This window comes from Muriventricola aceti (genome assembly GCF_025567565.1).
Lineage (GTDB): Bacteria > Bacillota > Clostridia > Oscillospirales > Oscillospiraceae > Lawsonibacter > Lawsonibacter aceti.
Genome location: NZ_JAOQKF010000003.1, coordinates 151,145 through 175,688, shown reverse-complemented (window position 1 = coordinate 175,688; position 24,544 = coordinate 151,145). Strand labels below are relative to the sequence as shown.

The window sequence follows — 24,544 nt, the reverse complement described above, 5'->3', positions numbered from 1 at the left end:
GCCTGCCGAGATCCAATCTCCGTATCGGCTTCCATCCCGGTATCTGTATTGTCCGTTTTTCTTTTTATGGATCAACCCCGTTCACCTCTCCTCTGGCTAAAGTCGGAACAGGTAGGGCGGCCGCCCCACCCAAAAGTCTGTGGGCAGCACGCCCGGCCACCGCAGCCAGCTCCCTGGCTTTAAGGCGGGGCCCCCCTCCGCCAGACAGAGCCGCCAGCTGCCAGCCCCATCCTCTGAGGGCAGTTCCTCCGGTCTGGCGGGTATACCGGCGGACAGCAGCAGCCAGCGTTCCCCGGCCGCCGGGGGGACATCCATCTGCCCCTCCACAGTCAGCACAGCGCCGGCCATCTCCAGCTCACGCCCCGGCGCCAACGCCAGCTCCCGGGGCAGGAACACCTCCAGCGTCAGATCCTGGTCCGCCTCCCACACCATCCGGTGGACCAGCCCGCCCCGGTCCAGTCGGGCCTGGGGCCGTGGGATGGGAAGACGCACCTCCCCCAGCTCCGCCGGAGCCAATATCCCGTTCTCACAGCGCCAGCGGCCAGCGGCCAGCCGGTCCAATGCCTCCTGAGAGAACCAGGGTTGAAACAGCATCCGAAGCAGGCCCGGGGCCCGGGCTACATACTGGCTTTTCTTCAGCTTCTTACCCAGCGTATAGCTAGCAGCATCCCCCTGATCCCCGCTCTGGACATCGGATGGCCCCAGAGGACTATAAAATGTCCCTTCAGGCAGCAGATCGCTGAGGGCGTCTCTCTCCTCCAGCCCAAAGGGGGCCAGAGCTTGGGCCACGGCGGAGGCCGGTACCGGAAACAGATCCATGCACTGGCCCCGCTCCATCTTCAGGCGGAGCGCCTTGTCAGCCATATGGGACCTCCTCTCTGCCAAACAGAGCCAACAGCTCACGGGCCTGTGCCCGGTCGCTGTCCCGGCCGCTGTGGTCCAAGATATCCTGGAGGAGCAGCTGGGGAGCTCCATAGTGATGGGCGCTCCGGCTCAGATGCCGGAACAGGTATTCATTCTCCTCCAGCAGCCGGCCCAGCTCCTCCGCCTGTACCCAGCTCAAGGTCCTGCCCCCCATCGCCAGCCGGTCTTTTCCCTGGGCCTTGGCCAGCTCCAGTTGTCCCTCCGCCCGATCCAAATAGTACAGGGCGGGCAGTCTGGGGTCGAAGGAGGGCAGACAGCCGCAGGACAGGCCGAAGCGAGGGCGGTAGGCCTCCAGCGCCGCCTCCCCCTCGATCTGCCGCTCCAGCTCCCGCCGCAGGGCGGCGGCCACGGACAGCGCCCGCTCCGGTGGGCACAGAAGCAGCAGATCATCCCCACCGGCAAAGAGGGGATATAGCTCCTCCAGGTGGGTGACAGCCCCCAGGATGGCCCGGTCCAGAGCCTGTCCCGCCGCCTCCCTCTGGTCCACGGTGCCGAAGGTGGAGAAGAACAGGCCCAGGTTGTCCAAGTCCAGCTTCAGCAGGCCAGGCTGTGCCCAGGGAGGCGGTAGGAGCTCTCCTTCCCCTTTTAGCAGGGCGGCAGGCTCCAGCCAGGGCATCCGGTCCCTCGCCCAATCCAGCCCGAACAGGGCCCGGCTCTGGAACTTATCCCGCTCCATGGCCCGGTGGACCTGGACCATCCCGTCCGGCCAGGGCCCACCCATCAGGCGTCTGCCCCCAGGCCGGACCAGTACAACAGGGACCGTGCCCGCCTCCAGCTCCAGCCGGCCGCCGGAGGCCAGAAACAGCCCCCGCTTCAGCCGGACCAGCTCCCTCTCCAGCTTTTCCAGCGGCGTCCCAGGCGCCGTGAGGAGCCAACCCTTTCCGCTGCTCATCATCAATGGATGGGGGCGGTAGCCCTCCATGGCCCGGACCAGGTGGGCCCCCACCGCCTCCGTCGCCTGGGACACATAGCGGGAGGCCCGCCGCACCATAGCCGGGGTCCACTCCCCGTTTATCCTGCCAAAAAGATAGCCCTGGATGCCGGACAGGGCAAACCCGGTAAGCAGCGCCCGGCTTTTTTCCGGGTAATCTGCCGGAAATTCCTCAAAAAACAAGCCGTACCGCTCCCCCATGGGTGACCTCCTCTCCGCTAGAAGCCTTTTATCGGATGGCCATAGCCATTGTTTTCCTGTAATTCTGCCGGTGGAGGTCGATGCTGCGGGTGGTGACCTCCTTCCCCCAGGCCAGAGCCACATATGCCTGATATACGTCTGTGGGCAGGGGCAGAGGGGGCTCCGCTCCGCTGTCCCGCTTTGGGACCAGAAGCCGGTATGCCTTCAGGGCCGTCCGGCCCAGCTCCGTCAGTGTGCGGCACACACAAGTCATGCAGTGGTCCAGAAAATCCAAGTCCATACTGCGAAACAGCTCCCTGGGGTGGCGCACCTGGCGGAGCCAGCCCTCTCTGGCCATCTGGGTCACATTATCAGTAAAAAACAGCTGGTAATAGGCAATGACCACGTCTTTCCTGACCGACCGGCCCCGCTCCTGCTGGAGCAGGAACACCTTGGCCGCCAGCTCACAGGCCATGGAGGCGAACACACTGTCCTCCTCCACCCGCTCCAGGGTCTTCAGCCCTTCCGGGTCCTGGACCATGTCGCCCAGCGTGGCCTCCTCCTCCCCCATCGGTACATCCAGCGAGAGGGCGCTGATGCCGCGGTAGACCGCCCGGCGCACCTCGTCCCTGCGGTCCGGGTCCGCCTCCCGGATGCGTTGGCGCTCCCCATGGGTCAATTCAGGCACACCGTCCCGCTCCCTGCGGATGAAGTCAGACTGCTTCCATTTCATCCCCTTGGCGATATATACCAGCCAGGGGGCCCGCTCCGGGTCAAAGCGAGGAACACCCTCCCCCTCCTGTCCTGGCCGACCAGTCAGGCCGTTCATGATCAGCTCGGTGAGCAGCTCCATCTTTAGGTCCTGTTCCTCATAATCCCGCCCGCTGTTGGCGATTCGGCGCTCCTGGTCCAGAGCTCGGCCCCCCAAGGTCCGTTCCATAGCCTCCACCGTGCCCAGCCAGATCTGGGTGGACAGAGCGGTCAGCCGCTCGCTGTTCCGGTCCTGGCCGCTGTTCACCAACTCTACATACTGGGCGGCCAGCTGGTTGACCCGCTGCTCCTGTCGGGTGAACGCCGGTCCTGTTGTCCTCTCTTCCATCCCGCTTCCCTCCCCTCACAGGTTCAGGATGCGGTCCAGTACCGCCTTGGGGTCGGATACCCGCTGCTCCGCCAGGCGGCGCACGATGTCGTCCAGCGTGATAAGGGCGGTGATGTCATAGAGCTTTGCCGCCGGGGGCTGGACGCTGTGGTCCATCTGGCCGTACACCGCGCAGGTGATGGTCACATCCCTGTGGATCCGGTAGGCATACTGCATGGCCATCACCTCCACCAGCGGGGTGGGCTTGCTTCCGAAGGTAAGACAGGCATATAGATCGTCCCCCTCCTCCGTCCGGTCGATCAGCTTTTGAAAGGTGGCGATATGGCTGTCCAGGCTCTCGTCAAAGGGGACCTCCACCACCTCCACCCCCTTGGGACAGGAGAGTCCCCTGTCTTTGCAGAGGGCCTCCAATTCCTCTTTGAGCAGCTCCAGATTGCAGCGGCAGTTGTCATAGTCGGCCGACAGGGCAATAACACGGATCTCCTCTCCCTCCTGGCCATAGCCCCAGATCAGCGGGATCACCGGGAACCGGGTGGCCCCAGGATAGTCCAGCGCCCGATTCCCCTGGGCCTGGTAGCGTACGTTGCTCAGGTCCCCGGCCTTCTGCCTGGGGATGACACAAATAAACTTCTTCATGGGAACGCGGTCCTTTCTGTTTGATCTTTCCTCCTGGCTCCAATTACGGAGCCATAACGGGCCATTTTTACATATTGTAGCACACATCCTCTCCGTTTGACAGACCTATCCGGCCCTTCTTCTCCCCTATCCGGACATTTTTTTACCAGAGAAGCGGGATTCCCTTGTTCCAAAGATGTTGGGATGCTATAATAATTATGATTATTTTCCGGCGGAAGCTAAAAGGGAGTGTCCCCATGTCCACACGGATCATCAGCTTTTTCAGCGATCTGCGTCCTGGCCTGACCGAACGTTTATACCGCTATCCCGGCCAGCAGGGCCGGCCGCCCCTGTCTGGAGCTCACACGAACGAGGCTCCGCTCTACTATTTGCTGACCACCTTTGCCCCGGTGGATGAGATCCTGTACCTGCGCACCCGCCAGGTAAGGGAGGACAAAGTGGACTGCGGCCGCGAGGGATCCCTCACCGCTGAGGAGTACCTCCAGAAGCGGGTGGCCCGCTTCTGCCAAGACCGGGGGCTGCCCCAGCCCCAAATGACCCCTCTGGACTACGATCCGGCCAATCCGGACATGGAGCAGGCCCTCCGGGCCCTGCTGACCGGCATCCAGCCCAGGGACCGAATCTATCTGGATGTGACAGGCGGCCCCCGGAACGTCAGCTTTCTTATGCTGCTCCTCACCCGTGCTCTATCCTATAAAAACTGCTCGGTGGAGCAGGTGGTATACAGCAGCATCGTCAACGGCCAGAACGCGGTGGTGGAGCTGGCCAATGTGCCCCAGCTCTTTGACATCATCAACGGTCTCCATGAGTTCACCTCCTTCGGCAGCGCCGACACTCTGGTACGGGTGCTGGCCCAGGACCCCGCACCTCAGGTACGGGACCTGATCCGTGACCTCCAGGCCTTCACCGAGGCCATCCGCCTGTGTCGGGCGGACCTGGACCTTCTGGAGCAGATGCTTGCCAACCTGAACCGCGACCTGGACCGGTGTGGAGCACTCCAGGACAGCCACCCCCTGTTATCCGCTCTCCTCCCTGTCTTTCGGCAGGAACTGGGCTTTGGCGACCGGAAGCTTACCATAACCGGTCTGGTCCGCTGGTGCGCCCAAAACCGGATGATCCAGCAGGCCATGACCATCTATAATGAGCATCTGGCCCACGCCATGACTCAGGGGGAGACCCCCTATCTTCTGGTATCCCCCGAGGCCAGGGAGCTGCTGTCCCGTGAGCCCTTCTACGCCAGGTCCCAGAGAGAGATCACCGACTCCGACTGCTTCCAGAGCTTCTCCTACCATCTGGTGGGCGAGCTGGAGCGCTGGGCCCTTTCCAACGGAAACGCCCCCTTCCCCAAGCTCGCCGGAGCAGAGCGACGGCAGGCCCTCCAGCGGGCCCTGTCCCAGCCGGAGACGCGGGTGGCCCTGATGGTAGAGGCGGCCGCCGACCCGGTGGAGGGACAGGCCGTTCCCCCCGCCCTGCCCTGCCTGCCCGCGGATAGTCAGGCTTTGGTCCACCTTCTCCGGGCCCTGTTCCAGTCCCCTGGACAGCGGCGGACCCGAGAGGGCAGCTTGTCTTATCTGGCCCAGCAGGACCAGTTGGATCTGGCTCTGCCAGTGCTTCAAAAGGACTGGAAAAAGGATAGCCAGATGGCCGATGTACTGGAGCGGCTGGCCGATCCCGGACACAATGGCGACCGTCTGCGCCGGATTCTCCTCACCCCGCTGTCCGCCGCCCCTTACCGCCAGGTGGTGCTGGACCTGCTGGACCGCCGGAAGCTCCGGCTCCGTCCCGGTGCGTCGGTGGCGGTCTTTGTCCGCCTGGCCCTGGACAACCAGTATGTCAACCTGATGCGCAACCAGATCAACCACGCCTTGGGCGACTCCAGCAACCGGGGCAAGATGCACGCCCTGAACCGGCTGGGCTACCATGCCAACCTGGGCCGTCTCACCACCCAGGAGCTGGCCTCCTTCTTCCTGGAGTCTGTAGGCCGGCTGGAGCACTTGGGCCGCGAGGTCAAGGCCGCCAGCGGCGCTCCACTCCCCCAGCCGCCGGAGTCCCCATCCCCCCAGGTCACAGAGGACCTTCTGCGCCAGCTCCAGGAAAAGGCCAATGCCAAGATGCTATGAACTATATTTCAAAGGAAAATGCCCCGGCTGTTCTTTTTGAACAGCCGGGGCATTTCTCTATGAAAAAAAGTTTCCTGCTTCACTTCTCTGACTGATCCTTCTCCGGATAGGGTAACTGTACGGTCCAGCGCCTGCCGGATATCCCCAGCGGCCCCAGGCCGCTGTTAGAAAGGAAGGATTTATGATGAAAAACTCCCGTGTCCCGGCCCTCCTCCTGGCCATCAGTCTGATCACGACCTCACTCCCCGCCGCCTTCGCCGCCGGTGAGGCGGCGGGCCAGAGTACCGCTTCTTCGGTCGTCCCACTCCTCTCCTATGCGGGGGTGGACGGCGCGTCCTCCTTCCTCCATCTGCTGGGCACCCTTTTGGGGCCCAACCCTCTGCTGGCCCTGATGCAGCAACCCTCCGAGCCGGAGGAAGCCCAGCCGGTGGAACCCGCGGCCCCCGCCCTGCCCGACCGTCGGGTGATCGACACCCCTTACATCAGCCAGGTGACCCCGGTGTACGCCCCAGTAGGCTGCGAGCCCACCTCCCTGCTCATGGGGCTAAAGGCCAAGGGCTATGCCCAGGAGGTAGACCTGCGCTCCTTCCTGGACGCCATGCCCAAGCATGAGTACGACCCCGCCCAGGGCTTTGCCGGCTCCCCTTATCAGCCCGACCAGAGCAAACGCACCACCATCTACCCCGCCAAGCTGGCGGAGTACGGGCGCCAGTATGGAGACGTGGCAGATTTCTCCGGACGGTCTGTGGAGGAGCTCCAGAGAGAGCTGCTGTCAGGCAACCCGGTCGTGGTTTATGTCACTCTCTGGTGGGCGGAGCCCTACTACCGCACTTACCGCATGGGGGACCATGAGGAGACCTTGCTGCGAAACAACCACGCAGTCCTTCTGTGCGGCTATGACAGCCAGACCGACCAGTACAATGTAGCCGATCCCTATAACGTGAAGTGTCAGGGGCAGGATTACTTTTACTGGCAGGACGCCTCTGTGCTGGAGCCTCTGTACCTGGTCCGGCAGCACGCCGTGGTAGTGCGGTAACTTTTTTCCCAGCTCGCTTCTCTCCCTCATTTCCGTCCGGACAGTACCCTGGGTGCCGGAAGCGGTGGGAAAAATAATTTTTCTGTTTCCCTTCTCTCCCGCTCCCGGAGCCGGACAGTACTTTGTAAGTCACAGCGGCCCGGCATCCGTCGAAAGAAAGGAGGTTGCTATGGACCATTCTCCTCTGTCCCATTCCATCGCCGCCATGGTTCGGCGCGAGAGTGTTCAAGCCCATCTGGAGCTGGACCGCCGGCAGGAGCAGCTCCAGCAGTTACTAGATTACAACCAGACCCACGACCTAGACCCCAGGCTGACGGAGGGCTTTTACCGCTGCCTGCGGACCGCCCTCCAGGCTATGGACCTGGCCCAGTGGGACGTTCTTTCCCTCTCCTTTCTGGACCCCCTCCCCTAGTCAATGCCGGCCTCTGGAGGAGCCGCCGCCTGACTTCCCCCATTCCGTCCCAATATGATACATTTAAGGAGGTTATAGATATGAAAGAAATTTTTTGGATCTCTCATTCTCCCATCCACCAGGAGGAGTACCAGGACCTCTGCCAGCGGTCCGGAGCGCCCCTTCTCATCCGGCCTATGGAGCCGGAATCGCTGGAGGAGCAGCTCCAGCTGCGGGGTAGCCGGGTGGAATCTCTGGTAGTCAATCTTCCTCTGCCCAAGGCCGCCCAGGTTTTCCGCACCGCCGCCGGCCGCTTTCCGGTCCTGTTCCGGGCCTCCCAGAGAATCGCCACCGGGCGCAAGGTCCCCGGCTACTGCAGCGGGCTGCCGGAAGACGAGTACGAAAAGCGGTTTGTGGGCTGGCGCAGGTTGCTCCGCTGCGACGTGGAGGAGCTTCCCGCCGCCCAGCTCTCCCTTCCCCCCGCGTCTGGCCGTGTCTTTCTCTGGCTGTCCCGCCACCAGCTCTCTCAGCCGGCCCTGGACGCTCTCCAGGCCGACTGCGGGCCAGTGACGGTCCTCCAGTACCCCCTCCCCATCCGGGATGTAGCTGACCTGCTCCCTCTGCTGCCTATGGCCGACCTTGTGGGGGCTGTTCTGCCCCCTCAGATGCTGTCCCAGCTGAAGCTGCTGCTTGGGGACACCCCCCTCCTCCGCTCCGATTTCTCCCCCCAGGACGGCTTCCATCGCTGGCAGACACTCCTCTCCTGCTCTGTGGAGTATGAGCTTTTACCTCAGTTGGTCCCTGAACAGCTCCACACCGCTTGATTCTATCCCTCTATCCTCATTTTTTGTATACAGAAAGGAGTTTTATGATGAGAAACTACACCCAGGAGCAGAAGCTCCAGCTCCAAACTCTGATCAGTCAGGAGGCAATGCTGCCCGCCAAGCTGTTCAAGTACCTACGCTCCGAGGAGCATCTCCCTTCTCTGTTGGCCCTGGTGGATGTGCCCGGCTTTTCGGAGCCCCTGATGTGCTCCGTCCCCGCCAATCAGGTGGACCGGTTGAATAAGCCCGTGTCCATCCGGGACCTGCAGCCGGGCTTCCGGGTGGTCCTCCGCGGGCTTGAGGAAGACGGCAGCCTGACGGCCTCCCGCCGGCGGGCCCAGGAGCTGATCTATGACCGCCTCTTCCTTCATCCCGACCGCCGCCAAGTCTACCAGGGCCGGGTAATGGGCATCTCCCCGCAGGGCTTCTTTCTGATGGTGGAGGATCAGCCCGCCATCCTCCTCCGGGAGTTTTACCGCCCCACAGAGGGGCAGGAGGTCTCCGTGGGCGACCTGCTCCCTGTCTGTTTCGCCAACTCCTCTCCCCATCAGCGGCTCTGGTTCCGCTCCCCCCAGGATGAGAACTACCTCAACTATCCCTTCCTGGAGGAGCTGGAGCCCGGCCTGATCTTCCCGGCACGTGTCGTGGGCACTCGGAACGCCTCTATTTTCTTCCAGATCTTTCCCGGCTTCAATGCCATCTCCCCCCGCCCGGATGGCTGGCAGGCGGCAGCGGGTGACCAGATCCTATTCCAGATCAGCGGCGTATCCCGGGATCAGGCCAATCTTAAGGCCTGGGGCAGACCCCTGTGCCCCGTAGCCTGAATCCCACACCCGGTGATGATTTGATTTGAATGGAGGTTTTTTAGATGGATACACTTTACACGCTGAAGGACCGGAATCAGCGCTACTATGCGGCCCAGGTCCCTGGCGGCCGGACCGACTGCCCAGACCGGGCCGACACGCTCACTCTGGATAAAGTCAGGGAAGTGATGAAGCGCCCTGCCATGGCCGGCAGCTGCTGGCAGATGGAACCCGCCGCCAAGACCAAGTCCACCCCCGCCCCTCTGCGGCCCTTTGACTGTTTCCCTACACCCAGGCCAGAGGTACAGGCGGGCTCCGCCCCAGCTCCTGTTCCTGCTCCGCCCTCGGATGGAGCCCCCTCTCCCTCTGAACTTCCGTCCCGTTCCGCCGTCCCCCTTTCCCCCGCACTGGGGCGGCTGGCCTCCTCCCTACGCGCCTTTTTGACCCAGCAAAAGGGGCAGCTGGAGGCACGCCGGGACCAGCTCCGTGGTCGTAAGGATTCTCTGCTCCAACAGGCAGCAGCGAACCAGCTGACGGGGCAGGCGCTTACCCAGTTCTACCAGCAGCTCCAAAACACCCTGCTGGAGTCCGCTCAAGCGGAGCAGGACCTAGCCCTGGCAGTGGAGCTTCTGTCTGCCCCAGACGATAGCCAACTGCTCCAGTCCCTCCAGCGGGCGCAGAAGGGAGGGGCAGCGTGAGCTTCGCCAACGGAAGAGAAAAGGGCGTTTCCTCCAGTATCAGGAGGAAACGCCCTTGCTCCGCCGAAATCAGAGCGCCTTCAGTTCTGTCTGTCCAGCTCCCGACGGACAGTCCGAGACAAGAGCTCCTGCCCTTCGGGAGAGCGGAGCACTTCTAGTACCATCGTCCGCACCAGCTCCTGAAAGGGAGCACTTCGCAGGAAGGAATCGAACACAGTTCCCTCTCCTCCCACAGACTGGGCGGAATTCCGAGGCTCCCGCCTGGGAGGGGGAGATTGGACCGGGTCCTCCTGGTACGCGCCTTCTAGCCAGCTTTCTTGACGGGTACGGTCGTCGCTCTCTCCCCGGAGGTAAAATATGGACACGCCAAAGTAGGTGGCCAGCTTCTCCTGCTGCTCCTGGTTGGGTGTTTGGCGGCCCGTTTCAAACTTCTCAATGGCGTTCTTAGGAAGGCCCAGAGCTGCGGAAAGGCCAGGCCGGCTCATTCCCCGCTGGGTCCTCAACTCCTCGATTCGCTGTGCCAATGTGATCATGGTCATTTCCCTCCTGGTTTTGTTGTCTTCCAGAGCCTATTATACCTCCTTTTTTCCTCATTGGAAAGAGGTATGCGAAGGCCGTCCACGTACTCATGTGGACGGCCTTCTCTTGTTGTCGTCGCTGCCCCTATCTTCTGTTCCTATTGACACCATAGTCCTTCCTGGTAAAATAGGAACTGCTCATACCAGTGTCAAACGGTATTTCCCGCCAGAATAATAGCTGGGTGGTAAGGTGAACTATGAGCCCCCCTGACTTTTGAAACCGTTGGCATAGGAGAGCGGACAAATGACGTCTCTTTTGCCACAGGCATAAAAAGACGTCGGAGCAAACGATATAACGTTTGCTCCGACTTGGAAAGGGCGGTTAAAATCGATATTTTTTCCCTGATAAAACAAAACTGCCGTGCGGCAGCCCCAAAGCGCAACCCAGCGCAAGCGGTTGCGCTTTGGAAGCGAGAAGCAGCAGAATGAGCGCGCGATGAGCTTTGTCCTGGAAGGAAAAAGCTCATCGCAAGCGATATGACGCTTGCGACGAGCTGGCGGAGACGGTGGGATTCGAACCCACGTGCGGTTGCCCGCAAACTGATTTCGAGTCAGCCCCGTTATGACCACTTCGATACGTCTCCATTTGGATTCACATTTAAGTCTATGTGATAGGATATCAAACTATTGGGGAGAAATCAAGCACTTTCTTGTTCTCTCTCCAGGAAAGGACAAACCATGTATCGTATCCTGTTCGTATGCCACGGCAACATCTGCCGTAGCCCCATGGCGGAATTTATTATGAGGGATCTGGTCACACATGCTGGTCTTGGTGGGAAGTTTCATATTGCCTCTGCCGCCACCAGCAGGGAAGAGCTGGGAAATCCAGTCTATCCTCCTGCCCGGCGCAAGCTGGCGGAACATGGCATCAGCTGTGCCGGCAAGACGGCCCGGCAGCTGACACAGGAAGATTATAGCCAATATGATCTTCTCATTGGCATGGACCGCACCAATCTCCGCAATATGTCCTATATCTTAGGCGGCGACCCAGAGGAAAAACTCCACCTGCTGCTGGAGTTTGCGGGTCGTTCTGGAGAGGGCATCGCGGACCCCTGGTATACAGGCGACTTTGAGAGCACCTTCCGGGACGTTTTAGCCGGCTGTAAGGGGTTATTAGCTCACTTTACCGGTACGAAATAAAACAGAGAGTGGAGCACAACACTCCACCCTCTGTCACTCTTTTCTTAATTAGCCGAAGTAGCGCTTCAGCAGGCCCTCAAAAGCCTTGCCGTGACGGGCCTCGTCGCGGGCCATCTCGTGCACGGTGTCGTGGATGGCGTCCAGCCCCAGCTCCTTGGCCTTCTTGGCCAGCTCGAACTTGCCGGCGGTGGCGCCGTTCTCAGCGTCCACACGCATCTCCAGGTTCTTCTTGGTGGAGTCGGTCAGCACCTCGCCCAGCAGCTCGGCAAACTTGGCGGCGTGTTCAGCCTCCTCATAGGCGGCCTTCTCCCAGTACAGGCCGATTTCAGGATACCCCTCCCGATGAGCCACACGGGCCATGGCCAGATACATACCGACCTCAGAGCACTCGCCCTCAAAATTCATACGCAGGCCCTTGATGATCTCCTCGTCCACGCCCTGAGCCACGCCCACAACGTGCTCGGCGGCCCAAGTCTTCTCACCAGCCTGCTCCTTGAACTTCTCGGCAGGAGCCTTACAGATGGGGCAGAATTCAGGGGCAGCGTCGCCCTCGTGGACATAACCGCAAATGGTACAAACAAACTTTTTCATGATCGTGTTTCCTCCTTACTTTTTTTCTGTTTTATACAGTCGGGACAAAGTCCATGCAGGGTGAGCTCATGGCGGTAGACCATCAGCCCATATTGCTGACTGACGGCATGGTCCATCTCACTGTCCAAAGTAAGATGGGGCAAATCGATGACCGCGCCGCAGTATTCGCAAACAAAGTGGCTATGGGGGGTGACAACGGCGTCAAAACGCTCCTGTCCCTGAATGACTCCTACGCTCCGAATATCGCCTCTCTCCTGAAAGAAGATGAGATTGCGGTACACGGTGCCCAGGCTCAGGTCGGGATGGCTGGGTTTCAACTGCTGGTAGATCCACTCGGCGGAGGGATGGCAGCTGGTGCCCTGAATGGCGGCCAGGATGGCCTCTCTCTTTTTACTGTATCGAATGGACCGTTCCATATCCGCCCCCCTAACAATAGTAATTATCGTTTTCTATTTAATCATAACATATGGGACTGAGTTTGTAAAGACCCAGTCCCAAAAATTTTTTATCTCTTATCCTCCCCGCTTTAGCCGGCGCAAAATCTCTGCTTCCACCCGGTCCCCGTACTTCATCCCCAGCAGAAAGAGAGCCAGGCCGCCCAGTCCGATAGGGGCCATAGCCCACAGCGGCAGCCGGAGGGAGGCGCCACCTAATGCGCTGGCGAACAGCAGGCCCCAAGGGCGGGCGCACAGCGCAATGAGCGCGAACCTGCGAAACGGGATCTCTGTCAGGCCTGCCAGGATGCACAGCACATCGTCCGGAAAGAAGGGAAACAGGAAAGCCAGCAGCAGAAAGATATCCGTTTTCGCTCGAATCACGTCCTGGTAGCGGTCTGACAGCCTTCGGCTGACCAGCCGGTCAGCAAAATCTCTGCCCAGCACCCGGGCCAGCCAAAAGACCAGGAGGGAGCCGGCCATCACTGCCCCAAAAGTGAGCCAGAAGGAAGGCCAGGTACCAAAGAGCACACCCCCGGCTGCGGCGCTGATATTGCTGGGAATCGGAGCCAGTACCACTGACAGGAACTGGAGCAGGAAAAAAATCAGGTGTGAATAAGGAGCGAACCGGCGGATATACTCCTGCAGCCCTTCTGCTGAGGTTGCTGCCTGAAAAAAGCCGCTTCGGTACAGGAACAGCCCTCCTCCCAAAAGGAGCAGCAGGGCGAGGACCAGGATCAAACTCTGCTTTTTCTTCTTCATGACGACCGCCTTCTCCTGTGGTTTTCCTCATCCTACCACAGGAAAATTAGGATATCTGGTAGTTTTCCTTAAAAATTGTTAAAATCCTACACCGACCGGATGGAGGTCAGGCTGCCGGCAATTTGCTGGGCTACTGCGGGGTCATTCATGGTATACAGGTGGATACCCTCCACTCCTCCAGCAATGAGATCGGAGATCTGATCAATGGCATAGGCGATGCCAGCCTCCCGCAGGGCAGCCGGATGGTCGCCATACCGGGCTAGGATACGGGTCAGCTTGCTGGGCAGGCTGGCGCCGCACATGGACACCATCCGCTGGATGGAGGACCTGGACAGCACGGGCATGATGCCGGCCTCAATAGGCACATCAATGCCGGCAATCCTGGCCCGCTCCAGGAAGCGAAAGAAATCCTCATTGTCAAAGAACAGCTGGCTGACCAGATGCTGGGCCCCGGCATCCACCTTTTCCTTCAGGTGGCGAATATCGCTGACCAGGTCAGGGCTCTCCAGGTGTCCCTCGGGGTAGCAGGCGGCAGACACTCCGAAGCCGCTGTGGGCGCGGATATAGGACACCAGATCGCTGGCGTGGGCAAAGTCTGTCTTGGGCGGGATATCTGGATTCACGTCCCCCCGGAGCGCCAGGATGTTCTCCACCCCTTCGGCCTTCAGCTCCTCCAGCAGCCGGTCCACGTCCTCCCTGCCGGCCGCCACACAAGTCAAGTGGGCCATGGCCGGGATGTGGTACTGGTTTTGGATCAGTCCGGCGATCTCCCGTGTAGACTGGTTCACCTGGGACCCTCCCGCCCCGAAGGTGACGCTAATAAAGTCTGGGTGGATGTCCCGCAGGCCGTCCAACGTCTTGTAGATGCTATCTACTGGGCTAGTCTTTTTAGGGGGAAACACCTCACAGGAGAAAACCGTGCGCCCCTTCCCAAATAATTCTGCTAACTTCATGGAAATTCTCTTCCTTTCTGTTGATGTGCACTAGGCCAAAACAGAGGGCGTCAGGCTCTCCCGATGGTCCACGTAATATTCCACCACCTGGTGGGAAATGGCCGGATGGGCGTTTACCATAGTCAGGGCCTCCTCTGGAGTGACCCAGACCGCTTGGTCCACCTCCTGGGAGAGGTGGAACTCCTCCCGGTGGACGTTTGCCACAAAGCCGATCATCAACATATCCTTTTTTCCCAGCCAGTAGGTCCCGGTGAAGTGGAGCCCCCGGACCGCAAGGCCCAGCTCTTCCCCAATCTCCCGGGCCGCGCACTCCTCGGCGCTCTCTCCCGGCTTTATATATCCGGACACCAGCACATAGTGCCGGGTGGAGATATACCCCTGGCGCAGAAGGGCCACATTCCCCTCTTCGTCCACCGCCAGAGCGATGATACAGGTGGAGAATATGTCAAATAGAGGCCGCTTGCAGCGGTCGCACCATGGCATCAGCCCCTCGTCCCCAATCTCCTTTTGGACGGCTCTCGTCCCACAGTGTGGGCAGTATTCAAATCGCATGGCGTTTCCCTCTCCGTCTTAATATCATACGTCCAGCTCCAGCAGCACCGGACAGTGGTCGCTGCCTTCTACGTCAGCGAGAATCTCCGCCCGGCGGATCTTATCCCGCAGGCGGTCGGATACGATAAAGTAGTCGATACGCCATCCCGCGTTGTTCTTCCGGGCATTGAACCGATAGGACCACCAGGAGTAGGCCCCGGTGGCGTCGGGATAGAGGAATCGGAACGTGTCAGTAAAGCCGGAGGAGAGCAGAATCGTCATCTTCTCCCTCTCCTGGTCGGAGAACCCCGCGTTCATCCGGTTGGTCTTTGGATTTTTCAGGTCGATCTCCTGGTGGGCCACGTTCAAGTCCCCGCAGTAGATGACCGGCTTTTGCCTGTCCAAAGAGCTAAGGTAATCCCGCAGGTCGTCCTCCCACTCCATCCGGTAGTCTAGCCGCTTCAGGCCATCCTGGGAGTTTGGGGTGTAGCAGCACACCAGATAGAACCCCTCATACTCTAGTGTAATGAGCCGCCCCTCGTGGTCGTGGAGGTCCTTGTCCATACCGTAGGCCACAGAGATGGGGGTATGGGGGGTAAACACGGCGGTTCCGGAGTACCCTTTCTTCTCCGCGGAGTTCCAGTATTCCAGGAGACCCTCCCCAATGGGGACATCCGCCTGTCCCTGTTCCATCTTGGTCTCCTGCAGACATAGAAAATCCGGCCGCCGCTCCTGATAAAAGTCCAAAAAGCCTTTTTTCATACAGGCCCGCAGCCCGTTCACATTCCAGGATATAAATTTCATTGTTTGCTCCTCTGTTGTTCAAAAATCCCCGTACCCACCCTCGTCTCCGGTCAGTGCTGGGTTGTGCGTGATGCCAGATCACAATGCGGTCATGCGCAGTCGGGGCATTACGATAAGCCGGGGAATCGAACCCCCGCGTCCGCCCAAGGACGCATACCAATGGTTGGCTCATTCTCAGCCAAAGAGATCGCACTCGCTCCGGAAACTATCCTTTGTCAGCTTATGACAGTTCTGTGGACCAGTTGGTCTGCTGCAGCTTGTTATCCAAAAGGCGCAGCTGCTGGGCCATCCGATCAGTGTCCTTTTGCAACTGGGCCACGTCTACTGTGCTGAGAATCTTAATCTCAGAGCGGGTTGCCCGGCGGGTGGTCTGCCCCGCCTGTTGAAGAAGATCCCGGTACACGCTGATTTTCAGGGACAGGCAGTCCTTTTTCGCAATCAGTTCCGTAAGGGTGAGACCATCCACCATCGTTCTGCTATTGGTAAGATTGATGCGGACCATCAGTTCCTCCAGCCTAGCGGCGCAGTGCTCCAGTTCCTCCAGAAGCACCTCGGGAGCTTCCGCAGGGCGCTCTCCTTCCTGGACGAGGGCGCTGTTCTCCAGCCGATTTCGGAGCTGCTCGATACGACGGTTCAGGTCCGCCCGTTCCTGCAGGGCCTCTGCCAGTTTCATGGCGGGATCCTCCTTGTCATTTTTTATGGTTATCATTATAGCCATGGCGGTCTTGTTTGGCAAGAGATGAAATAAAGCGCCCGCCGAAGCGGACGCTCTGAAATGGGCCGTTACAAAAGCCTGTCCTCTCCGCCCATGAGGGTGGTAATCGCTTCTATACGCTCCAGTGGGAACGGAGGCATAGCAAGGGGTTTCAGCGCGATGGACATAAGCTTCACAGGGTTGTCGTCCGCTGCTGACCGGTTGGAACTTAGCTTACCGCACCGGCGGCACCGGTGGATGACCGCCCACTCTCCGTTTTTCCGGACCCAGACCCCGATGGGGTCCATCACGCCACCACACTCGGCGGCCCGGTCCCCAGGCTCCTCATCCATATGCAGGCTGGACAGACAGTTGGGGCAGTGGTTGCGGTGATCGCTGCCCGCCGCCTCCGGCGTCACCAGCCAGCCGCACACCTTACAGGTAAAGCTATCTCGGCAGGGATGTGTCTTATAGTAGCCTTTTTCAAATATTTTCCGTTTATTTTCCCGATTCATGGGGATATTTCCTCCTAAAAGATATCATGTGTTCTTTTGGGAGGCGCGCGAAGCGTTTGGGCGCAAACCTCCCGGTTTAACCCACAAGCTCCGAATCATAATGATAATTCATCTTGGTTTCCTCGTTTTCTATTTTTGTCGTCGCCGCGGCCGCAACACCGCCATTATACTGTAAAGTGAGTGGAAAAGGCAAGTTCAGAAACAAAATCGTAATAAAACTGTAAAAAACGCCGTTGCGCTCCCGCAAATAATTCGTTATAATAAGGGAGATTCGATTGAAAAAGGAGGACCCTGCCACCATGCCTCAAATCCACATCCCCCAGGGTTATACTTCCCTGCTGTCCATCTATGAAACACAGAAGGCCATCGGTCTACTCAACCGGCTCTTTGAGGATAAGCTGTCCGGTGCTCTCCGCCTCCACCGGGTGTCCGCCCCCCTGTTCGTCTCCTCCACCTCCGGGCTGAATGACGACCTGAATGGCGTAGAGCGGCCCGTGTCCTTTGACATCAATGGCTGTCAGGAAACCGCGGTGGTGGTCCACTCCCTGGCCAAGTGGAAGCGCCTGGCCCTGAAACGCTACCAGTTCCAGGTGGGTGAGGGGCTGTACACCGACATGAACGCCATTCGTCGAGACGAGGCACTGGACGCCCTCCACTCCGCCTATGTAGACCAGTGGGACTGGGAGAAAATCATCTCCAGAGAGGACCGGAACCTGGATTTCTTGAAGCAGACCGTCCGCTCCATCGTGGGCGCCCTGGCCGAGACCCAGTCCTTCCTCCACACCGTGTTTCCCCAGCTGTCCGTCCTGCCCAAGCTGACCCGTGAAGTGACCTTTATCACCTCCCAGGAGCTGGAGGACCTGTACCCCCAGTTGACCCCCAAGGAGAGGGAGCACGCCTTCACCCAGGAGCATCCCGTCACCTTTCTCATTGGCATCGGGGGCAAGCTCCGCTCCGGCCAGCCTCACGACGGTCGGGCGCCCGACTATGACGACTGGTCCCTTAACGGCGACCTGCTGGTGTGGGACAGCGTCAACGGTCAGTCTCTGGAGCTGTCCTCCATGGGCATCCGGGTAGACCCTGAGGCGCTGGACCGGCAGCTCGCTCTGGCCGGCTGTGACGACCGGCGCGGCCTGCCCTTCCACAAAATGCTGCTGAACGGCGAGCTGCCTCTGACTATGGGCGGCGGCATCGGGCAGTCCCGGGTGTCTATGGCCCTGTTAGGCAAGGCCCATATCGGAGAGGTCCAGAGCTCTCTCTGGGATGAGCCCAACCTCAAGGCCGCCGAGGAGGCCGGCGTCATCCTGCTGTAATGGGAGAAATTTACCGGCCCGCTTCATCAAATCCCAGGAAACCCCTTGTCAAAGCAGGGAAAATAGGGTAAAATAAATCAGCTTATTTCAACGATAATGGAGGATGATTCCTATGGCAATGATTTCTGCCAGCGACTTCCGCAATGGCGTGACTTTTGAAATGGACGGAAAGGTCATGCAGGTAGTCGAGTTTCAACACGTGAAGCCCGGCAAAGGCGCCGCCTTCGTCCGCACCAAGATGAAGAATATCATCACCGGCGGTGTCACCGAAACTTCTTTCAATCCCACCGCCAAATTTGAGCAGGCCTTCGTGGAGCGCAAGGACATGGAGTATAGCTACAACGACGGCGACCTGTACTATTTCATGGACATGGAGACCTTTGATATGCTGCCCATCAGCAAGGATCTGCTGGGCGACTCCTTCCGGTTTGTTATGGAGAATACCCCCTGCAAGGTCATGTCCTATAAGGGCAGCGTCTTTGGCGTGGAACCCCCCAACTTTGTTGAGCTGGTGGTCACCGAAACCGATCCCGGCTTCAAGGGTGACACTGCTACCAATGTGACCAAGCCCGCTACTCTGGAGACCGGTGCCGAAATCAAGGTCCCCTTGTTCATCAATCCTGGCGACAAAATCAAGATTGACACCCGCACCGGCGAGTATCTGGAGCGTTGCAAGGGTTAAGTGTCCCAGCCGTCGTGAGTCCCACCTAACAACCGTAGGCCGGGGTTTGTCCCCGCCGCCTGAAAAGGAGAACGATTATGACTATTTCCGAAAAAGTCGCCTATCTCAAAGGTTTGGCCGAGGGCCTGAATTTGGATACCGAGAAGTCCAAGGAGGGAAAGCTCATCTCTGTGATGATCGGCATTCTGGAGGAGGTCGGCCTGTCCATCGAGGACCTGGAGGAGAACGCTCTGGCTCTGGGAGAGGAGATCGATGTGCTGTCCGATGACCTGGCTGATGTGGAGTCCGTGGTCTTTGACGAGGATGAGAACGACGAGGAGGACTACGACGACGACTGGTTTGAGGTGGAGTGCCCCACCTGTGAGGAGCCTCTCATCATCGACGATGAGGCTCTGGCGGAGGGCTTTATACAGTGCCCCAACTGTCAGTCCAAGTTCTCTTTGGACCTGAGCGACGATGTGGTGGAGGCTGACGAGGAGGAGTAACCCCCTTCCCCTCTCTCCCGTTCAAAAAGCGGCCGAGGAGGCGCGCCAGACGGCGCGCCTCCTTTTTTCCTTTGGTCATGAAGCGCCCTCCCCGCGAATAGAGTGACAGGGAGGGGTGATCATCGTTGGGCGAAAAAATGTTGTCGGCGGGCAAGGGGGCGCTCTTCCTCACCGCTGTAGGCGCGGTATCCCAGATACTGGGCTTCGGCTACCGTGTGGCCCTGTCTCGGGCCGTAGGGGCGGAAGTCATGGGGCTATACCAGCTTATCATGCCAGTGTATTCGGTCCTTCTCTCTCTGACCGCCATTGGCCTGACCTCCGCCATGTCTAACCTTACCTCCCAGTATCTGGCCCTGGGCAACCGTAGGGGGCTGTCCCAGACAATGGGCACCTGCCTGCGGGCCTTTTTTCTCCTTCTGCTCCCTCTAGGCGCGCTGGTCATCTGGCTGTCCGACCCCATCTCTGTGGAGCTGTTGGGGGACGCCAGGACCCAGCTAGGTCTTATTCTGCTGGTCCCCTGTGTTGCCCTTACCGGTGTGGAAAATCTACACAAGCACTTCTTTTATGGGGCGGGGCTGGTTCGGCCGCCGGCCATCGTCGAACTAGTGGAGCAGTTCATCCGGACGGCAGCGGTGCTTGGACTGCTGCTCTTCTTTCTGCCTCAGTATCCGGAGCGGGTGGTCGGGCTTATCGTCCTGGGGATGGTGATCTGCGAGGTATTCTCCGCCTGCACCCTGTCCGTCCTGTACCGCCGTCGGTTAGGCCGTTTAGGGCTGAACGGGCCGGGGGAAACCGCCCGAATCCGCCGGAAGCGAGTGCTCTCCATTGCCCTGCCTGTAGGGGCCAACGCCCTGCTGGGCAACCTGATGGGAGCGGCCAACGCCACTTTAATTCCCCAGAAGCTGGTAGAGGGAGGGATGGAGCGGTCGGCGGCCATCTCCGAATTCGGTGTGGTCTGTGGCATGACCATGCCCATGCTCTCCCTTCCCATTGTCTTTCTGGGCGCCCTCAATCTGGTCCTGGTCCCCCGTCTGGCTCGGGCCTGCGCCTTAAACTGGCCGGGTGAGGTGCGGCGGCTGTCCTCCCGAGCCATGGCCGCCGTCTCTGTCCTCACTCTGCCTGCCATGGCTCTGATGGTGGTGCTGGGCCCTGACCTGGGCCGGCTCATGTTCAAGCAGGATGGCGTAGGAGAGCACCTGATCCCTCTGGCTGTTACCACCGCCATGAGTTGCTACTGCTCCGTGTTGGCCGCCGTCCTCAATGGGGTTGGCCGCCAGAAGGAGGTGGCCGCTGTTTCCCTGCTAGGTGGTGGGGTGCAGCTGGCCTGCACTCTGGTTCTGATCCCCCTGCCTGGCCTTGGAATGAAAGGCTATGTGGCCGGAGCTCTGGTATCCACCGCGCTGGAGCTTGTCCTGTGCCTGTCTCTTGTTCTACGGCACACAGGTCTGCGGCCCCAGCTCTTCCGCTGGATGACTGCCCCTGGGCTGGCCTCTCTCCTGGCCGCATTGAACACCAATCTTCTGCTCCGGTATCTAAAGGCCAGCGGGCTTCCTCCCCTTTGGGCTGGGCTGGGCAGTCTAGCCTTCGCTCTGGTCCTCTACCTGGCCGCTCTTCATGCCCAGGGAGTCAGCCTGCGGGATACACTGCGGGTCAAGTGGTAAACGAAAAAAGGACTGCCGCAAAAAGCGGCAGTCCTTTTAAATGCATGGGGACAGCTTACTTCAGCTCGACCTTGGCACCGGCCTCTTCCAGCTTCTTCTTCAGCTCCTCGGCCTCGTCCTTGGACACGCCCTCCTTCAGAGCCTTGGGAGCGCCCTCGACGGTAGCCTTAGCCTCGGCCAGACCCTGGCCGGTGATCTCGCGGACGGCCTTGATGACCTTGATCTTGGCAGCAGCGTCAAAGCTGGCCAGAACCACGTCAAACTCGGTCTTCTCCTCAGCGGCGGGAGCAGCAGCGCCGCCAGCAGCGGGAGCGGCCATAGCGGCGGCGGACACGCCGAACTCCTCCTCCAGAGCCTTGACCAGCTCGGACAGCTCCAGCACGGTCAGAGCCTTGACTTCCTCGATCAGAGCAGTAATCTTCTCACTTGCCATGATAATTTACCTCCTAATTGTGTAATCAAAATCTAAATTTTTTCTCCCCACCGGGGAGCGGGGAAAGGTACGCCGACTTACTCGGCGGCAGGGGCTTCCTCAGCGGGGGCAGCGGCCTCCTCGGCAGCAGGGGCGGCTTCGCCGCCCTTCTCGGCGATGGCCTTCAGCACGATAGCCAGACTGGTGATAGGAGCCAGCATCATGCCCAGAGCCTGAGCCTGCAGAACATCCTTAGCGGGCAATTCGGCCAGAGCCAGGATCTCCTCCAGGGACAGCACCTTGCCATCCATGAAGCCGCCCTTGATGTTGAAGCGATCGCCCAGCTGCTTGGCGTACTTGTTGACCACACGCATGGGAGCGATTGGGTCGCCGGCGCTGGTCGCCAGGGAAGTGGTGCCGTTGAGCACCTCATCCAGGCTTTCCAGGCCCACATTGTTCAGGGCGAACCGGGCCAGAGTATTCTTCACCACGCCATACTGCACCTCGTTCTGGCGCAGCTCGACGCGCAGAGCGGTGTCCTCGGCAACGGTGATACCCTTGTAATCCACCAGCACGCCGCTGGCGGCGCCCTTCAGCTGCTCCGTCAGAGCGGCCACAACAGCCTGCTTCTCAGAAAGGACCTTTGCGTTAGGCATTTTGGATTCACCTCCAGAAATTGTTTCCGCGCAACAAAAAACCTCCGGTCAAAAGACAGGAGGACAGTACCATCAAAAGGTATTCTTTTGAAAGCACTCTCGGCAGGACTTACTCCGGCGGGCCGGAACCTGCTGTCTTTGAACGCGAATGATATTTTATCATCCCGGACAGGCCTTGTCAAGCAAAACCTGTCCGGGCATGACAAACAAAATTGGGGCACAGCGCAGCCGCCAAATCGAGGACCAGGTCCTCCCAGCGGTACGCGCGCGTCTTACATCAGCTTGGCGCCGTTGACTTTCACACCGGGGCCCATGGTGGATACCACAGTGCAGCTCTTGATATACTGGCCCTTGGCGGCGGCGGGCTTGGCCTTAACAATGGCGCCCATGATGGCGTTGAAGTTCTCAGCCAGCTTCTCAGGGCCAAAGGAAACCTTGCCGATGGGGCAGTGGATGATATTGGTCTTGTCCAGACGGTACTCCACCTTACCGGCCTTGATCTCGTTGACGGCCTTGGTCACGTCCATGGTGACGGTGCCGGCCTTGGGAGAGGGCATCAGGCCCTTGGGGCCCAGCACCTTACCCAGACGGCCTACCACGCCCATCATGTCGGGGGTAGCCACTACCACGTCGAAGTCGAACCAGTTTTCCTTCTGGATCTTCTCCACCAGGTCCATCTCACCTACGTAGTCAGCGCCAGCAGCCTTGGCCTCGTCCGCCTTGGCGGCCTTGGCAAAGACCAGCACGCGCTGGGTCTTGCCGGTGCCGTGGGGCAGAACGATGGCGCCGCGGACCTGCTGGTCAGCGTGGCGGGAGTCGACACCCAGTTTCACGTGGAGCTCCACGGTCTCATCGAACTTAGCGGTGGCGGTATCGACGACCAGCTTCATGGCGTCGGCGGTATCGTACAGAGCGTTGCGGTCGATCTTCTTGGCGCTCTCCTGATATTTCTTACCTCTAAACATCTCTAACCCTCCTTACTCGCCCACCAGGATGCCCATGGAACGGGCGGTGCCGGCGATCATGCTCATAGCGGCCTCGATGGAGGCGGCGTTCAGGTCGGGCATCTTGATCTCGGCGATCTTGCGGACGTCTTCCTTGCTGATGGTGGCCACTTTGTTCTTATTGGGCACGCCGGAGGCCTTCTCCAGATTACAGGCCTTCTTGATCAGCACGGGGGCGGGAGGAGTCTTGGTGATAAAGGTAAAGGAGCGGTCGGCATATACGGTGATGATAACGGGGATGATCATACCCACGTCGTTCTTGGTGCGCTCGTTGAACTCCTTGGTAAAGGCGGCGATATTCACGCCGTGCTGGCCCAGAGCGGGGCCAACAGGGGGGGCGGGAGTCGCCTTGCCGGCGGGGATCTGAAGTTTTACATATCCAGTTACTTTCTGTGCCACGAAAGAGCACCTCCATTTGAAAAATGTGGTCGTTTGGCGGAGCGGTAATCGCTCCTCCCACTTGTGCGGGCCGCTTTTGTAGGGCGCGGCGACCCTGGTGCGCCATTTATGACCCAACCTGAAGCATGCGGCGCGCCATAGCCGCCGCATCCTGCGTCCAGTCGGTCATTGTCAGGAATTTGCGGGCTCCACCTGGTCCAGCTCCAGCTCCACGGGGGTCTCGCGTCCAAACATGGACACTACCACCCGAACCTTGCCGCGCTCCAGGTCAATTTCTTCCACGGTGCCCAGGAAGGACTCCAGGGCGCCCTCGGTGATCTTGACCGTGTCGCCCAGCTGATAGCTGACTACGATCTCGCGCTTCTCCACCCCAAGGGCAGCCACGTCGTCTTCAGACAGGGGGATGGCCTTATTGCCCTCGCCCAAAAATCCGGTGACGCCGCGGATATTGCGCACCACGTGCCAGGTCTCGTCGTTCATCACCATCTTGACCAGGACATAGCCGGGAAAGACCTTCCGCTCCACGTCCTTGGGACCGTTGTCGGTGATCTCGGTAACCGTTTCCATGGGGATGCTGATCTCGTGGATCAGATCTCTCATGTTGCGGTTCTCCACATACTTCTCGATGGTGGCCTTCACCGTATTCTCATACCCGGAATAGGTGTGTACCACATACCAGTTCGCGTTGTCAGCCATAGTCCGCGCCCTCAGCCCAGCAGGGAAAGGATCAGGCCGATCCCCTTGTTGGCCACCAGGTCAAACAGCCAGATAAAGATGCCAACCACGACCACACAGGCGATGACGATCAGGGTGTTGTTGACCGTCTGCTTGCGGGTGGGCCACTGGACTTTCTTCAGCTCGCTCTTCATATCCTTGAGCCACTTGCCAATGCGGGCAAAGACGCCGGGCTTGGACTTTTTCTCGGACTTCTTGTCCTTCTTGGCCTTGTCGGCCTTGTCAGAAGCAGTCTGGGCAGTCTGCTCCAGCTTCTCGTTCTCAGCCATGTTGCTACCCTTCTTTCCTTTCAGCCTGTGAGGCTCCAATTACTTGGTCTCATTGTGGACGGTGTGCTTTCTGCAGAAGGGGCAGTATTTGTTCAGCTCCAGGCGGTCAGGGGTATTCTTCTTGTTCTTCATGGTGTTGTAGTTTCTCTGCTTGCACTCAGAGCACCGCAGGGTGATCTTAATGCGCGCGCCGGCTTTGCTTGCCATTTGTTCGGCACCTCCTTTTGAATTTACAGGGACCGCCGCAGCGGCCCGCGTTGAGTCGGACGGGAGAAAAAGCGTTC

31 protein-coding genes and 1 tRNA gene are annotated in these 24,544 nt (G+C 59.6%); 11 read left to right on the top strand and 21 right to left on the bottom strand.

The genetic code is table 11. The annotated features are described in order from the left end of the window. Nucleotides 1-96 precede the first annotated feature (96 nt). From OCV64_RS04940 to OCV64_RS04925, 4 genes are read right to left on the bottom strand one after another with little or no spacing between them, the layout of a single operon-like run. A complete protein-coding gene (locus OCV64_RS04940) occupies nucleotides 97-864 on the bottom strand; it encodes a hypothetical protein (RefSeq protein ID WP_262669466.1) in 768 nt (255 codons plus the stop codon). Next, nucleotides 857-2,056, bottom strand: a complete 1,200-nt coding sequence (locus tag OCV64_RS04935; protein WP_262669465.1) for a Cas10/Cmr2 second palm domain-containing protein — start codon at nucleotides 2,054-2,056, stop codon at nucleotides 857-859. The genes OCV64_RS04940 and OCV64_RS04935 overlap by 8 nt, the downstream gene beginning before the upstream one ends. Nucleotides 2,057-2,084: 28 nt before the next feature. After that, complete coding sequence (locus tag OCV64_RS04930) at nucleotides 2,085-3,134, bottom strand: hypothetical protein (RefSeq protein WP_262669464.1); 1,050 nt, start codon at nucleotides 3,132-3,134, stop codon at nucleotides 2,085-2,087. Between the two features lie 15 nt (nucleotides 3,135-3,149). Next, complete coding sequence (locus OCV64_RS04925; protein WP_262669463.1) at nucleotides 3,150-3,770, bottom strand: TM1812 family CRISPR-associated protein; 621 nt, start codon at nucleotides 3,768-3,770, stop codon at nucleotides 3,150-3,152. Nucleotides 3,771-4,006: 236 nt separating this feature from the next. On the opposite strand from OCV64_RS04925, the gene OCV64_RS04920 reads away from it, so the two are divergent. The 6 genes from OCV64_RS04920 to OCV64_RS04895 all read left to right on the top strand — a co-directional run bounded on the left by OCV64_RS04920 (nucleotide 4,007) and on the right by OCV64_RS04895 (nucleotide 9,642). After that, nucleotides 4,007-5,890, top strand: a complete 1,884-nt coding sequence (locus OCV64_RS04920; RefSeq protein WP_262669462.1) for a TM1812 family CRISPR-associated protein — start codon at nucleotides 4,007-4,009, stop codon at nucleotides 5,888-5,890. 181 nt (nucleotides 5,891-6,071) lie between these two features. Next, nucleotides 6,072-6,926 carry a C39 family peptidase gene (locus OCV64_RS04915; protein WP_147571042.1) on the top strand — a complete coding sequence of 285 codons (855 nt, stop codon included), beginning with the start codon at nucleotides 6,072-6,074 and terminating at the stop codon, nucleotides 6,924-6,926. 169 nt (nucleotides 6,927-7,095) lie between these two features. Further along, a complete protein-coding gene (locus tag OCV64_RS04910; protein ID WP_262669461.1) occupies nucleotides 7,096-7,338 on the top strand; it encodes a hypothetical protein in 243 nt (80 codons plus the stop codon). An 80-nt stretch (nucleotides 7,339-7,418) separates the two neighbouring features. Next, entirely contained in the window at nucleotides 7,419-8,141 is a 723-nt protein-coding gene (locus tag OCV64_RS04905; protein ID WP_262669460.1) for a hypothetical protein, read from the top strand. 47 nt (nucleotides 8,142-8,188) lie between these two features. Then, a complete protein-coding gene (locus OCV64_RS04900; RefSeq protein WP_262669459.1) occupies nucleotides 8,189-8,965 on the top strand; it encodes a hypothetical protein in 777 nt (258 codons plus the stop codon). Between the two features lie 44 nt (nucleotides 8,966-9,009). After that, nucleotides 9,010-9,642 (top strand): hypothetical protein, encoded by a 633-nt coding sequence (locus OCV64_RS04895; protein ID WP_262669458.1) that lies wholly within the window; start codon nucleotides 9,010-9,012, stop codon nucleotides 9,640-9,642. 80 nt (nucleotides 9,643-9,722) lie between these two features. On the opposite strand, the gene OCV64_RS04890 is transcribed toward OCV64_RS04895, so the two are convergent. Beyond that, a complete protein-coding gene (locus OCV64_RS04890; RefSeq protein WP_262669457.1) occupies nucleotides 9,723-10,175 on the bottom strand; it encodes a helix-turn-helix domain-containing protein in 453 nt (150 codons plus the stop codon). Between the two features lie 540 nt (nucleotides 10,176-10,715). After that, nucleotides 10,716-10,804 (bottom strand) — tRNA-Ser (locus tag OCV64_RS04885). Nucleotides 10,805-10,898: 94 nt separating this feature from the next. Between OCV64_RS04885 and OCV64_RS04880 the strand changes: the two genes are divergently transcribed. Continuing rightward, on the top strand, nucleotides 10,899-11,360 hold the full coding sequence (locus tag OCV64_RS04880) for a low molecular weight protein-tyrosine-phosphatase (protein WP_262669456.1): 462 nt from the start codon (nucleotides 10,899-10,901) through the stop codon (nucleotides 11,358-11,360). A gap of 48 nt (nucleotides 11,361-11,408) precedes the next feature. Here the strand turns inward: OCV64_RS04880 and OCV64_RS04875 are convergent, their stop codons facing one another. The 8 genes from OCV64_RS04875 to OCV64_RS04840 all read right to left on the bottom strand — a co-directional run bounded on the left by OCV64_RS04875 (nucleotide 11,409) and on the right by OCV64_RS04840 (nucleotide 16,644). Further along, nucleotides 11,409-11,951 carry an NADH peroxidase gene (locus OCV64_RS04875; protein ID WP_240286761.1) on the bottom strand — a complete coding sequence of 181 codons (543 nt, stop codon included), beginning with the start codon at nucleotides 11,949-11,951 and terminating at the stop codon, nucleotides 11,409-11,411. Further along, nucleotides 11,948-12,367 (bottom strand): Fur family transcriptional regulator, encoded by a 420-nt coding sequence (locus tag OCV64_RS04870; protein ID WP_147571050.1) that lies wholly within the window; start codon nucleotides 12,365-12,367, stop codon nucleotides 11,948-11,950. The genes OCV64_RS04875 and OCV64_RS04870 overlap by 4 nt, the downstream gene beginning before the upstream one ends. Before the next feature lie 96 nt (nucleotides 12,368-12,463). Continuing rightward, nucleotides 12,464-13,147, bottom strand: a complete 684-nt coding sequence (locus tag OCV64_RS04865) for a TVP38/TMEM64 family protein (protein ID WP_147571051.1) — start codon at nucleotides 13,145-13,147, stop codon at nucleotides 12,464-12,466. Between the two features lie 86 nt (nucleotides 13,148-13,233). Continuing rightward, entirely contained in the window at nucleotides 13,234-14,100 is an 867-nt protein-coding gene (gene metF / locus OCV64_RS04860) for a methylenetetrahydrofolate reductase [NAD(P)H] (RefSeq protein WP_262669455.1), read from the bottom strand. 30 nt (nucleotides 14,101-14,130) lie between these two features. Continuing rightward, entirely contained in the window at nucleotides 14,131-14,652 is a 522-nt protein-coding gene (locus OCV64_RS04855) for an NAD(+) diphosphatase (protein WP_186852238.1), read from the bottom strand. A 24-nt stretch (nucleotides 14,653-14,676) separates the two neighbouring features. Beyond that, on the bottom strand, nucleotides 14,677-15,435 hold the full coding sequence (locus OCV64_RS04850; protein WP_262669454.1) for an exodeoxyribonuclease III: 759 nt from the start codon (nucleotides 15,433-15,435) through the stop codon (nucleotides 14,677-14,679). 220 nt (nucleotides 15,436-15,655) lie between these two features. Further along, entirely contained in the window at nucleotides 15,656-16,108 is a 453-nt protein-coding gene (locus tag OCV64_RS04845) for a DIP1984 family protein (RefSeq protein ID WP_147571055.1), read from the bottom strand. A gap of 110 nt (nucleotides 16,109-16,218) precedes the next feature. Further along, nucleotides 16,219-16,644 carry an RNHCP domain-containing protein gene (locus tag OCV64_RS04840; RefSeq protein ID WP_262669453.1) on the bottom strand — a complete coding sequence of 142 codons (426 nt, stop codon included), beginning with the start codon at nucleotides 16,642-16,644 and terminating at the stop codon, nucleotides 16,219-16,221. Between the two features lie 299 nt (nucleotides 16,645-16,943). Between OCV64_RS04840 and asnA the strand changes: the two genes are divergently transcribed. The 4 genes from asnA to OCV64_RS04820 all read left to right on the top strand — a co-directional run bounded on the left by asnA (nucleotide 16,944) and on the right by OCV64_RS04820 (nucleotide 20,785). Then, entirely contained in the window at nucleotides 16,944-17,957 is a 1,014-nt protein-coding gene (gene asnA / locus OCV64_RS04835) for an aspartate--ammonia ligase (protein WP_147571165.1), read from the top strand. A gap of 118 nt (nucleotides 17,958-18,075) precedes the next feature. After that, on the top strand, nucleotides 18,076-18,639 hold the full coding sequence (gene efp, locus OCV64_RS04830; RefSeq protein ID WP_147571166.1) for an elongation factor P: 564 nt from the start codon (nucleotides 18,076-18,078) through the stop codon (nucleotides 18,637-18,639). A 77-nt stretch (nucleotides 18,640-18,716) separates the two neighbouring features. After that, nucleotides 18,717-19,124, top strand: coding sequence for a CD1247 N-terminal domain-containing protein (locus OCV64_RS04825; RefSeq protein ID WP_147571057.1), 408 nt, complete (start codon nucleotides 18,717-18,719; stop codon nucleotides 19,122-19,124). A 125-nt stretch (nucleotides 19,125-19,249) separates the two neighbouring features. Beyond that, nucleotides 19,250-20,785, top strand: a complete 1,536-nt coding sequence (locus OCV64_RS04820; RefSeq protein ID WP_262669452.1) for an oligosaccharide flippase family protein — start codon at nucleotides 19,250-19,252, stop codon at nucleotides 20,783-20,785. Between the two features lie 55 nt (nucleotides 20,786-20,840). Here OCV64_RS04820 and rplL read toward each other — a convergent pair whose 3' ends face one another. The 7 genes from rplL to rpmG all read right to left on the bottom strand — a co-directional run bounded on the left by rplL (nucleotide 20,841) and on the right by rpmG (nucleotide 24,467). Continuing rightward, the gene (gene rplL, locus OCV64_RS04815; RefSeq protein WP_147571058.1) at nucleotides 20,841-21,218 is read right to left on the bottom strand and encodes a 50S ribosomal protein L7/L12; all 378 of its coding nucleotides are present in this window, start codon (nucleotides 21,216-21,218) and stop codon (nucleotides 20,841-20,843) included. A 77-nt stretch (nucleotides 21,219-21,295) separates the two neighbouring features. Beyond that, entirely contained in the window at nucleotides 21,296-21,853 is a 558-nt protein-coding gene (rplJ, locus tag OCV64_RS04810; RefSeq protein ID WP_186852242.1) for a 50S ribosomal protein L10, read from the bottom strand. A 272-nt stretch (nucleotides 21,854-22,125) separates the two neighbouring features. Continuing rightward, nucleotides 22,126-22,818 carry a 50S ribosomal protein L1 gene (rplA, locus tag OCV64_RS04805; protein WP_147571060.1) on the bottom strand — a complete coding sequence of 231 codons (693 nt, stop codon included), beginning with the start codon at nucleotides 22,816-22,818 and terminating at the stop codon, nucleotides 22,126-22,128. A gap of 12 nt (nucleotides 22,819-22,830) precedes the next feature. Next, complete coding sequence (gene rplK / locus OCV64_RS04800) at nucleotides 22,831-23,256, bottom strand: 50S ribosomal protein L11 (protein ID WP_147571061.1); 426 nt, start codon at nucleotides 23,254-23,256, stop codon at nucleotides 22,831-22,833. 171 nt (nucleotides 23,257-23,427) lie between these two features. Next, nucleotides 23,428-23,952 (bottom strand): transcription termination/antitermination protein NusG, encoded by a 525-nt coding sequence (gene nusG, locus OCV64_RS04795; RefSeq protein WP_147571062.1) that lies wholly within the window; start codon nucleotides 23,950-23,952, stop codon nucleotides 23,428-23,430. A gap of 11 nt (nucleotides 23,953-23,963) precedes the next feature. Further along, nucleotides 23,964-24,260 (bottom strand): preprotein translocase subunit SecE, encoded by a 297-nt coding sequence (secE, locus tag OCV64_RS04790; RefSeq protein WP_147571063.1) that lies wholly within the window; start codon nucleotides 24,258-24,260, stop codon nucleotides 23,964-23,966. A gap of 39 nt (nucleotides 24,261-24,299) precedes the next feature. After that, the gene (rpmG, locus tag OCV64_RS04785; protein WP_008980220.1) at nucleotides 24,300-24,467 is read right to left on the bottom strand and encodes a 50S ribosomal protein L33; all 168 of its coding nucleotides are present in this window, start codon (nucleotides 24,465-24,467) and stop codon (nucleotides 24,300-24,302) included. Nucleotides 24,468-24,544 lie beyond the last annotated feature (77 nt).

Excerpts from the sequence above, each read along its gene's own strand:
- OCV64_RS04940 (WP_262669466.1), bottom strand. The coding sequence starts at position 864 with ATGGCTGACAAGGCGCTCCGCCTGAAGATGGAGCGGGGCCAGTGCATG.
- OCV64_RS04935 (WP_262669465.1), bottom strand. The coding sequence starts at position 2,056 with ATGGGGGAGCGGTACGGCTTGTTTTTTGAGGAATTTCCGGCAGATTAC.
- OCV64_RS04930 (WP_262669464.1), bottom strand. The coding sequence starts at position 3,134 with ATGGAAGAGAGGACAACAGGACCGGCGTTCACCCGACAGGAGCAGCGG.
- OCV64_RS04925 (WP_262669463.1), bottom strand. The coding sequence starts at position 3,770 with ATGAAGAAGTTTATTTGTGTCATCCCCAGGCAGAAGGCCGGGGACCTG.
- OCV64_RS04920 (WP_262669462.1), top strand. The coding sequence starts at position 4,007 with ATGTCCACACGGATCATCAGCTTTTTCAGCGATCTGCGTCCTGGCCTG.
- OCV64_RS04915 (WP_147571042.1), top strand. The coding sequence starts at position 6,072 with ATGATGAAAAACTCCCGTGTCCCGGCCCTCCTCCTGGCCATCAGTCTG.
- OCV64_RS04910 (WP_262669461.1), top strand. The coding sequence starts at position 7,096 with ATGGACCATTCTCCTCTGTCCCATTCCATCGCCGCCATGGTTCGGCGC.
- OCV64_RS04905 (WP_262669460.1), top strand. The coding sequence starts at position 7,419 with ATGAAAGAAATTTTTTGGATCTCTCATTCTCCCATCCACCAGGAGGAG.
- OCV64_RS04900 (WP_262669459.1), top strand. The coding sequence starts at position 8,189 with ATGAGAAACTACACCCAGGAGCAGAAGCTCCAGCTCCAAACTCTGATC.
- OCV64_RS04895 (WP_262669458.1), top strand. The coding sequence starts at position 9,010 with ATGGATACACTTTACACGCTGAAGGACCGGAATCAGCGCTACTATGCG.
- OCV64_RS04890 (WP_262669457.1), bottom strand. The coding sequence starts at position 10,175 with ATGATCACATTGGCACAGCGAATCGAGGAGTTGAGGACCCAGCGGGGA.
- OCV64_RS04880 (WP_262669456.1), top strand. The coding sequence starts at position 10,899 with ATGTATCGTATCCTGTTCGTATGCCACGGCAACATCTGCCGTAGCCCC.
- OCV64_RS04875 (WP_240286761.1), bottom strand. The coding sequence starts at position 11,951 with ATGAAAAAGTTTGTTTGTACCATTTGCGGTTATGTCCACGAGGGCGAC.
- OCV64_RS04870 (WP_147571050.1), bottom strand. The coding sequence starts at position 12,367 with ATGGAACGGTCCATTCGATACAGTAAAAAGAGAGAGGCCATCCTGGCC.
- OCV64_RS04865 (WP_147571051.1), bottom strand. The coding sequence starts at position 13,147 with ATGAAGAAGAAAAAGCAGAGTTTGATCCTGGTCCTCGCCCTGCTGCTC.
- metF (WP_262669455.1), bottom strand. The coding sequence starts at position 14,100 with ATGAAGTTAGCAGAATTATTTGGGAAGGGGCGCACGGTTTTCTCCTGT.
- OCV64_RS04855 (WP_186852238.1), bottom strand. The coding sequence starts at position 14,652 with ATGCGATTTGAATACTGCCCACACTGTGGGACGAGAGCCGTCCAAAAG.
- OCV64_RS04850 (WP_262669454.1), bottom strand. The coding sequence starts at position 15,435 with ATGAAATTTATATCCTGGAATGTGAACGGGCTGCGGGCCTGTATGAAA.
- OCV64_RS04845 (WP_147571055.1), bottom strand. The coding sequence starts at position 16,108 with ATGAAACTGGCAGAGGCCCTGCAGGAACGGGCGGACCTGAACCGTCGT.
- OCV64_RS04840 (WP_262669453.1), bottom strand. The coding sequence starts at position 16,644 with ATGAATCGGGAAAATAAACGGAAAATATTTGAAAAAGGCTACTATAAG.
- asnA (WP_147571165.1), top strand. The coding sequence starts at position 16,944 with ATGCCTCAAATCCACATCCCCCAGGGTTATACTTCCCTGCTGTCCATC.
- efp (WP_147571166.1), top strand. The coding sequence starts at position 18,076 with ATGATTTCTGCCAGCGACTTCCGCAATGGCGTGACTTTTGAAATGGAC.
- OCV64_RS04825 (WP_147571057.1), top strand. The coding sequence starts at position 18,717 with ATGACTATTTCCGAAAAAGTCGCCTATCTCAAAGGTTTGGCCGAGGGC.
- rplL (WP_147571058.1), bottom strand. The coding sequence starts at position 21,218 with ATGGCAAGTGAGAAGATTACTGCTCTGATCGAGGAAGTCAAGGCTCTG.
- rplJ (WP_186852242.1), bottom strand. The coding sequence starts at position 21,853 with ATGCCTAACGCAAAGGTCCTTTCTGAGAAGCAGGCTGTTGTGGCCGCT.
- rplA (WP_147571060.1), bottom strand. The coding sequence starts at position 22,818 with ATGTTTAGAGGTAAGAAATATCAGGAGAGCGCCAAGAAGATCGACCGC.
- nusG (WP_147571062.1), bottom strand. The coding sequence starts at position 23,952 with ATGGCTGACAACGCGAACTGGTATGTGGTACACACCTATTCCGGGTAT.
- secE (WP_147571063.1), bottom strand. The coding sequence starts at position 24,260 with ATGGCTGAGAACGAGAAGCTGGAGCAGACTGCCCAGACTGCTTCTGAC.
- rpmG (WP_008980220.1), bottom strand. The coding sequence starts at position 24,467 with ATGGCAAGCAAAGCCGGCGCGCGCATTAAGATCACCCTGCGGTGCTCT.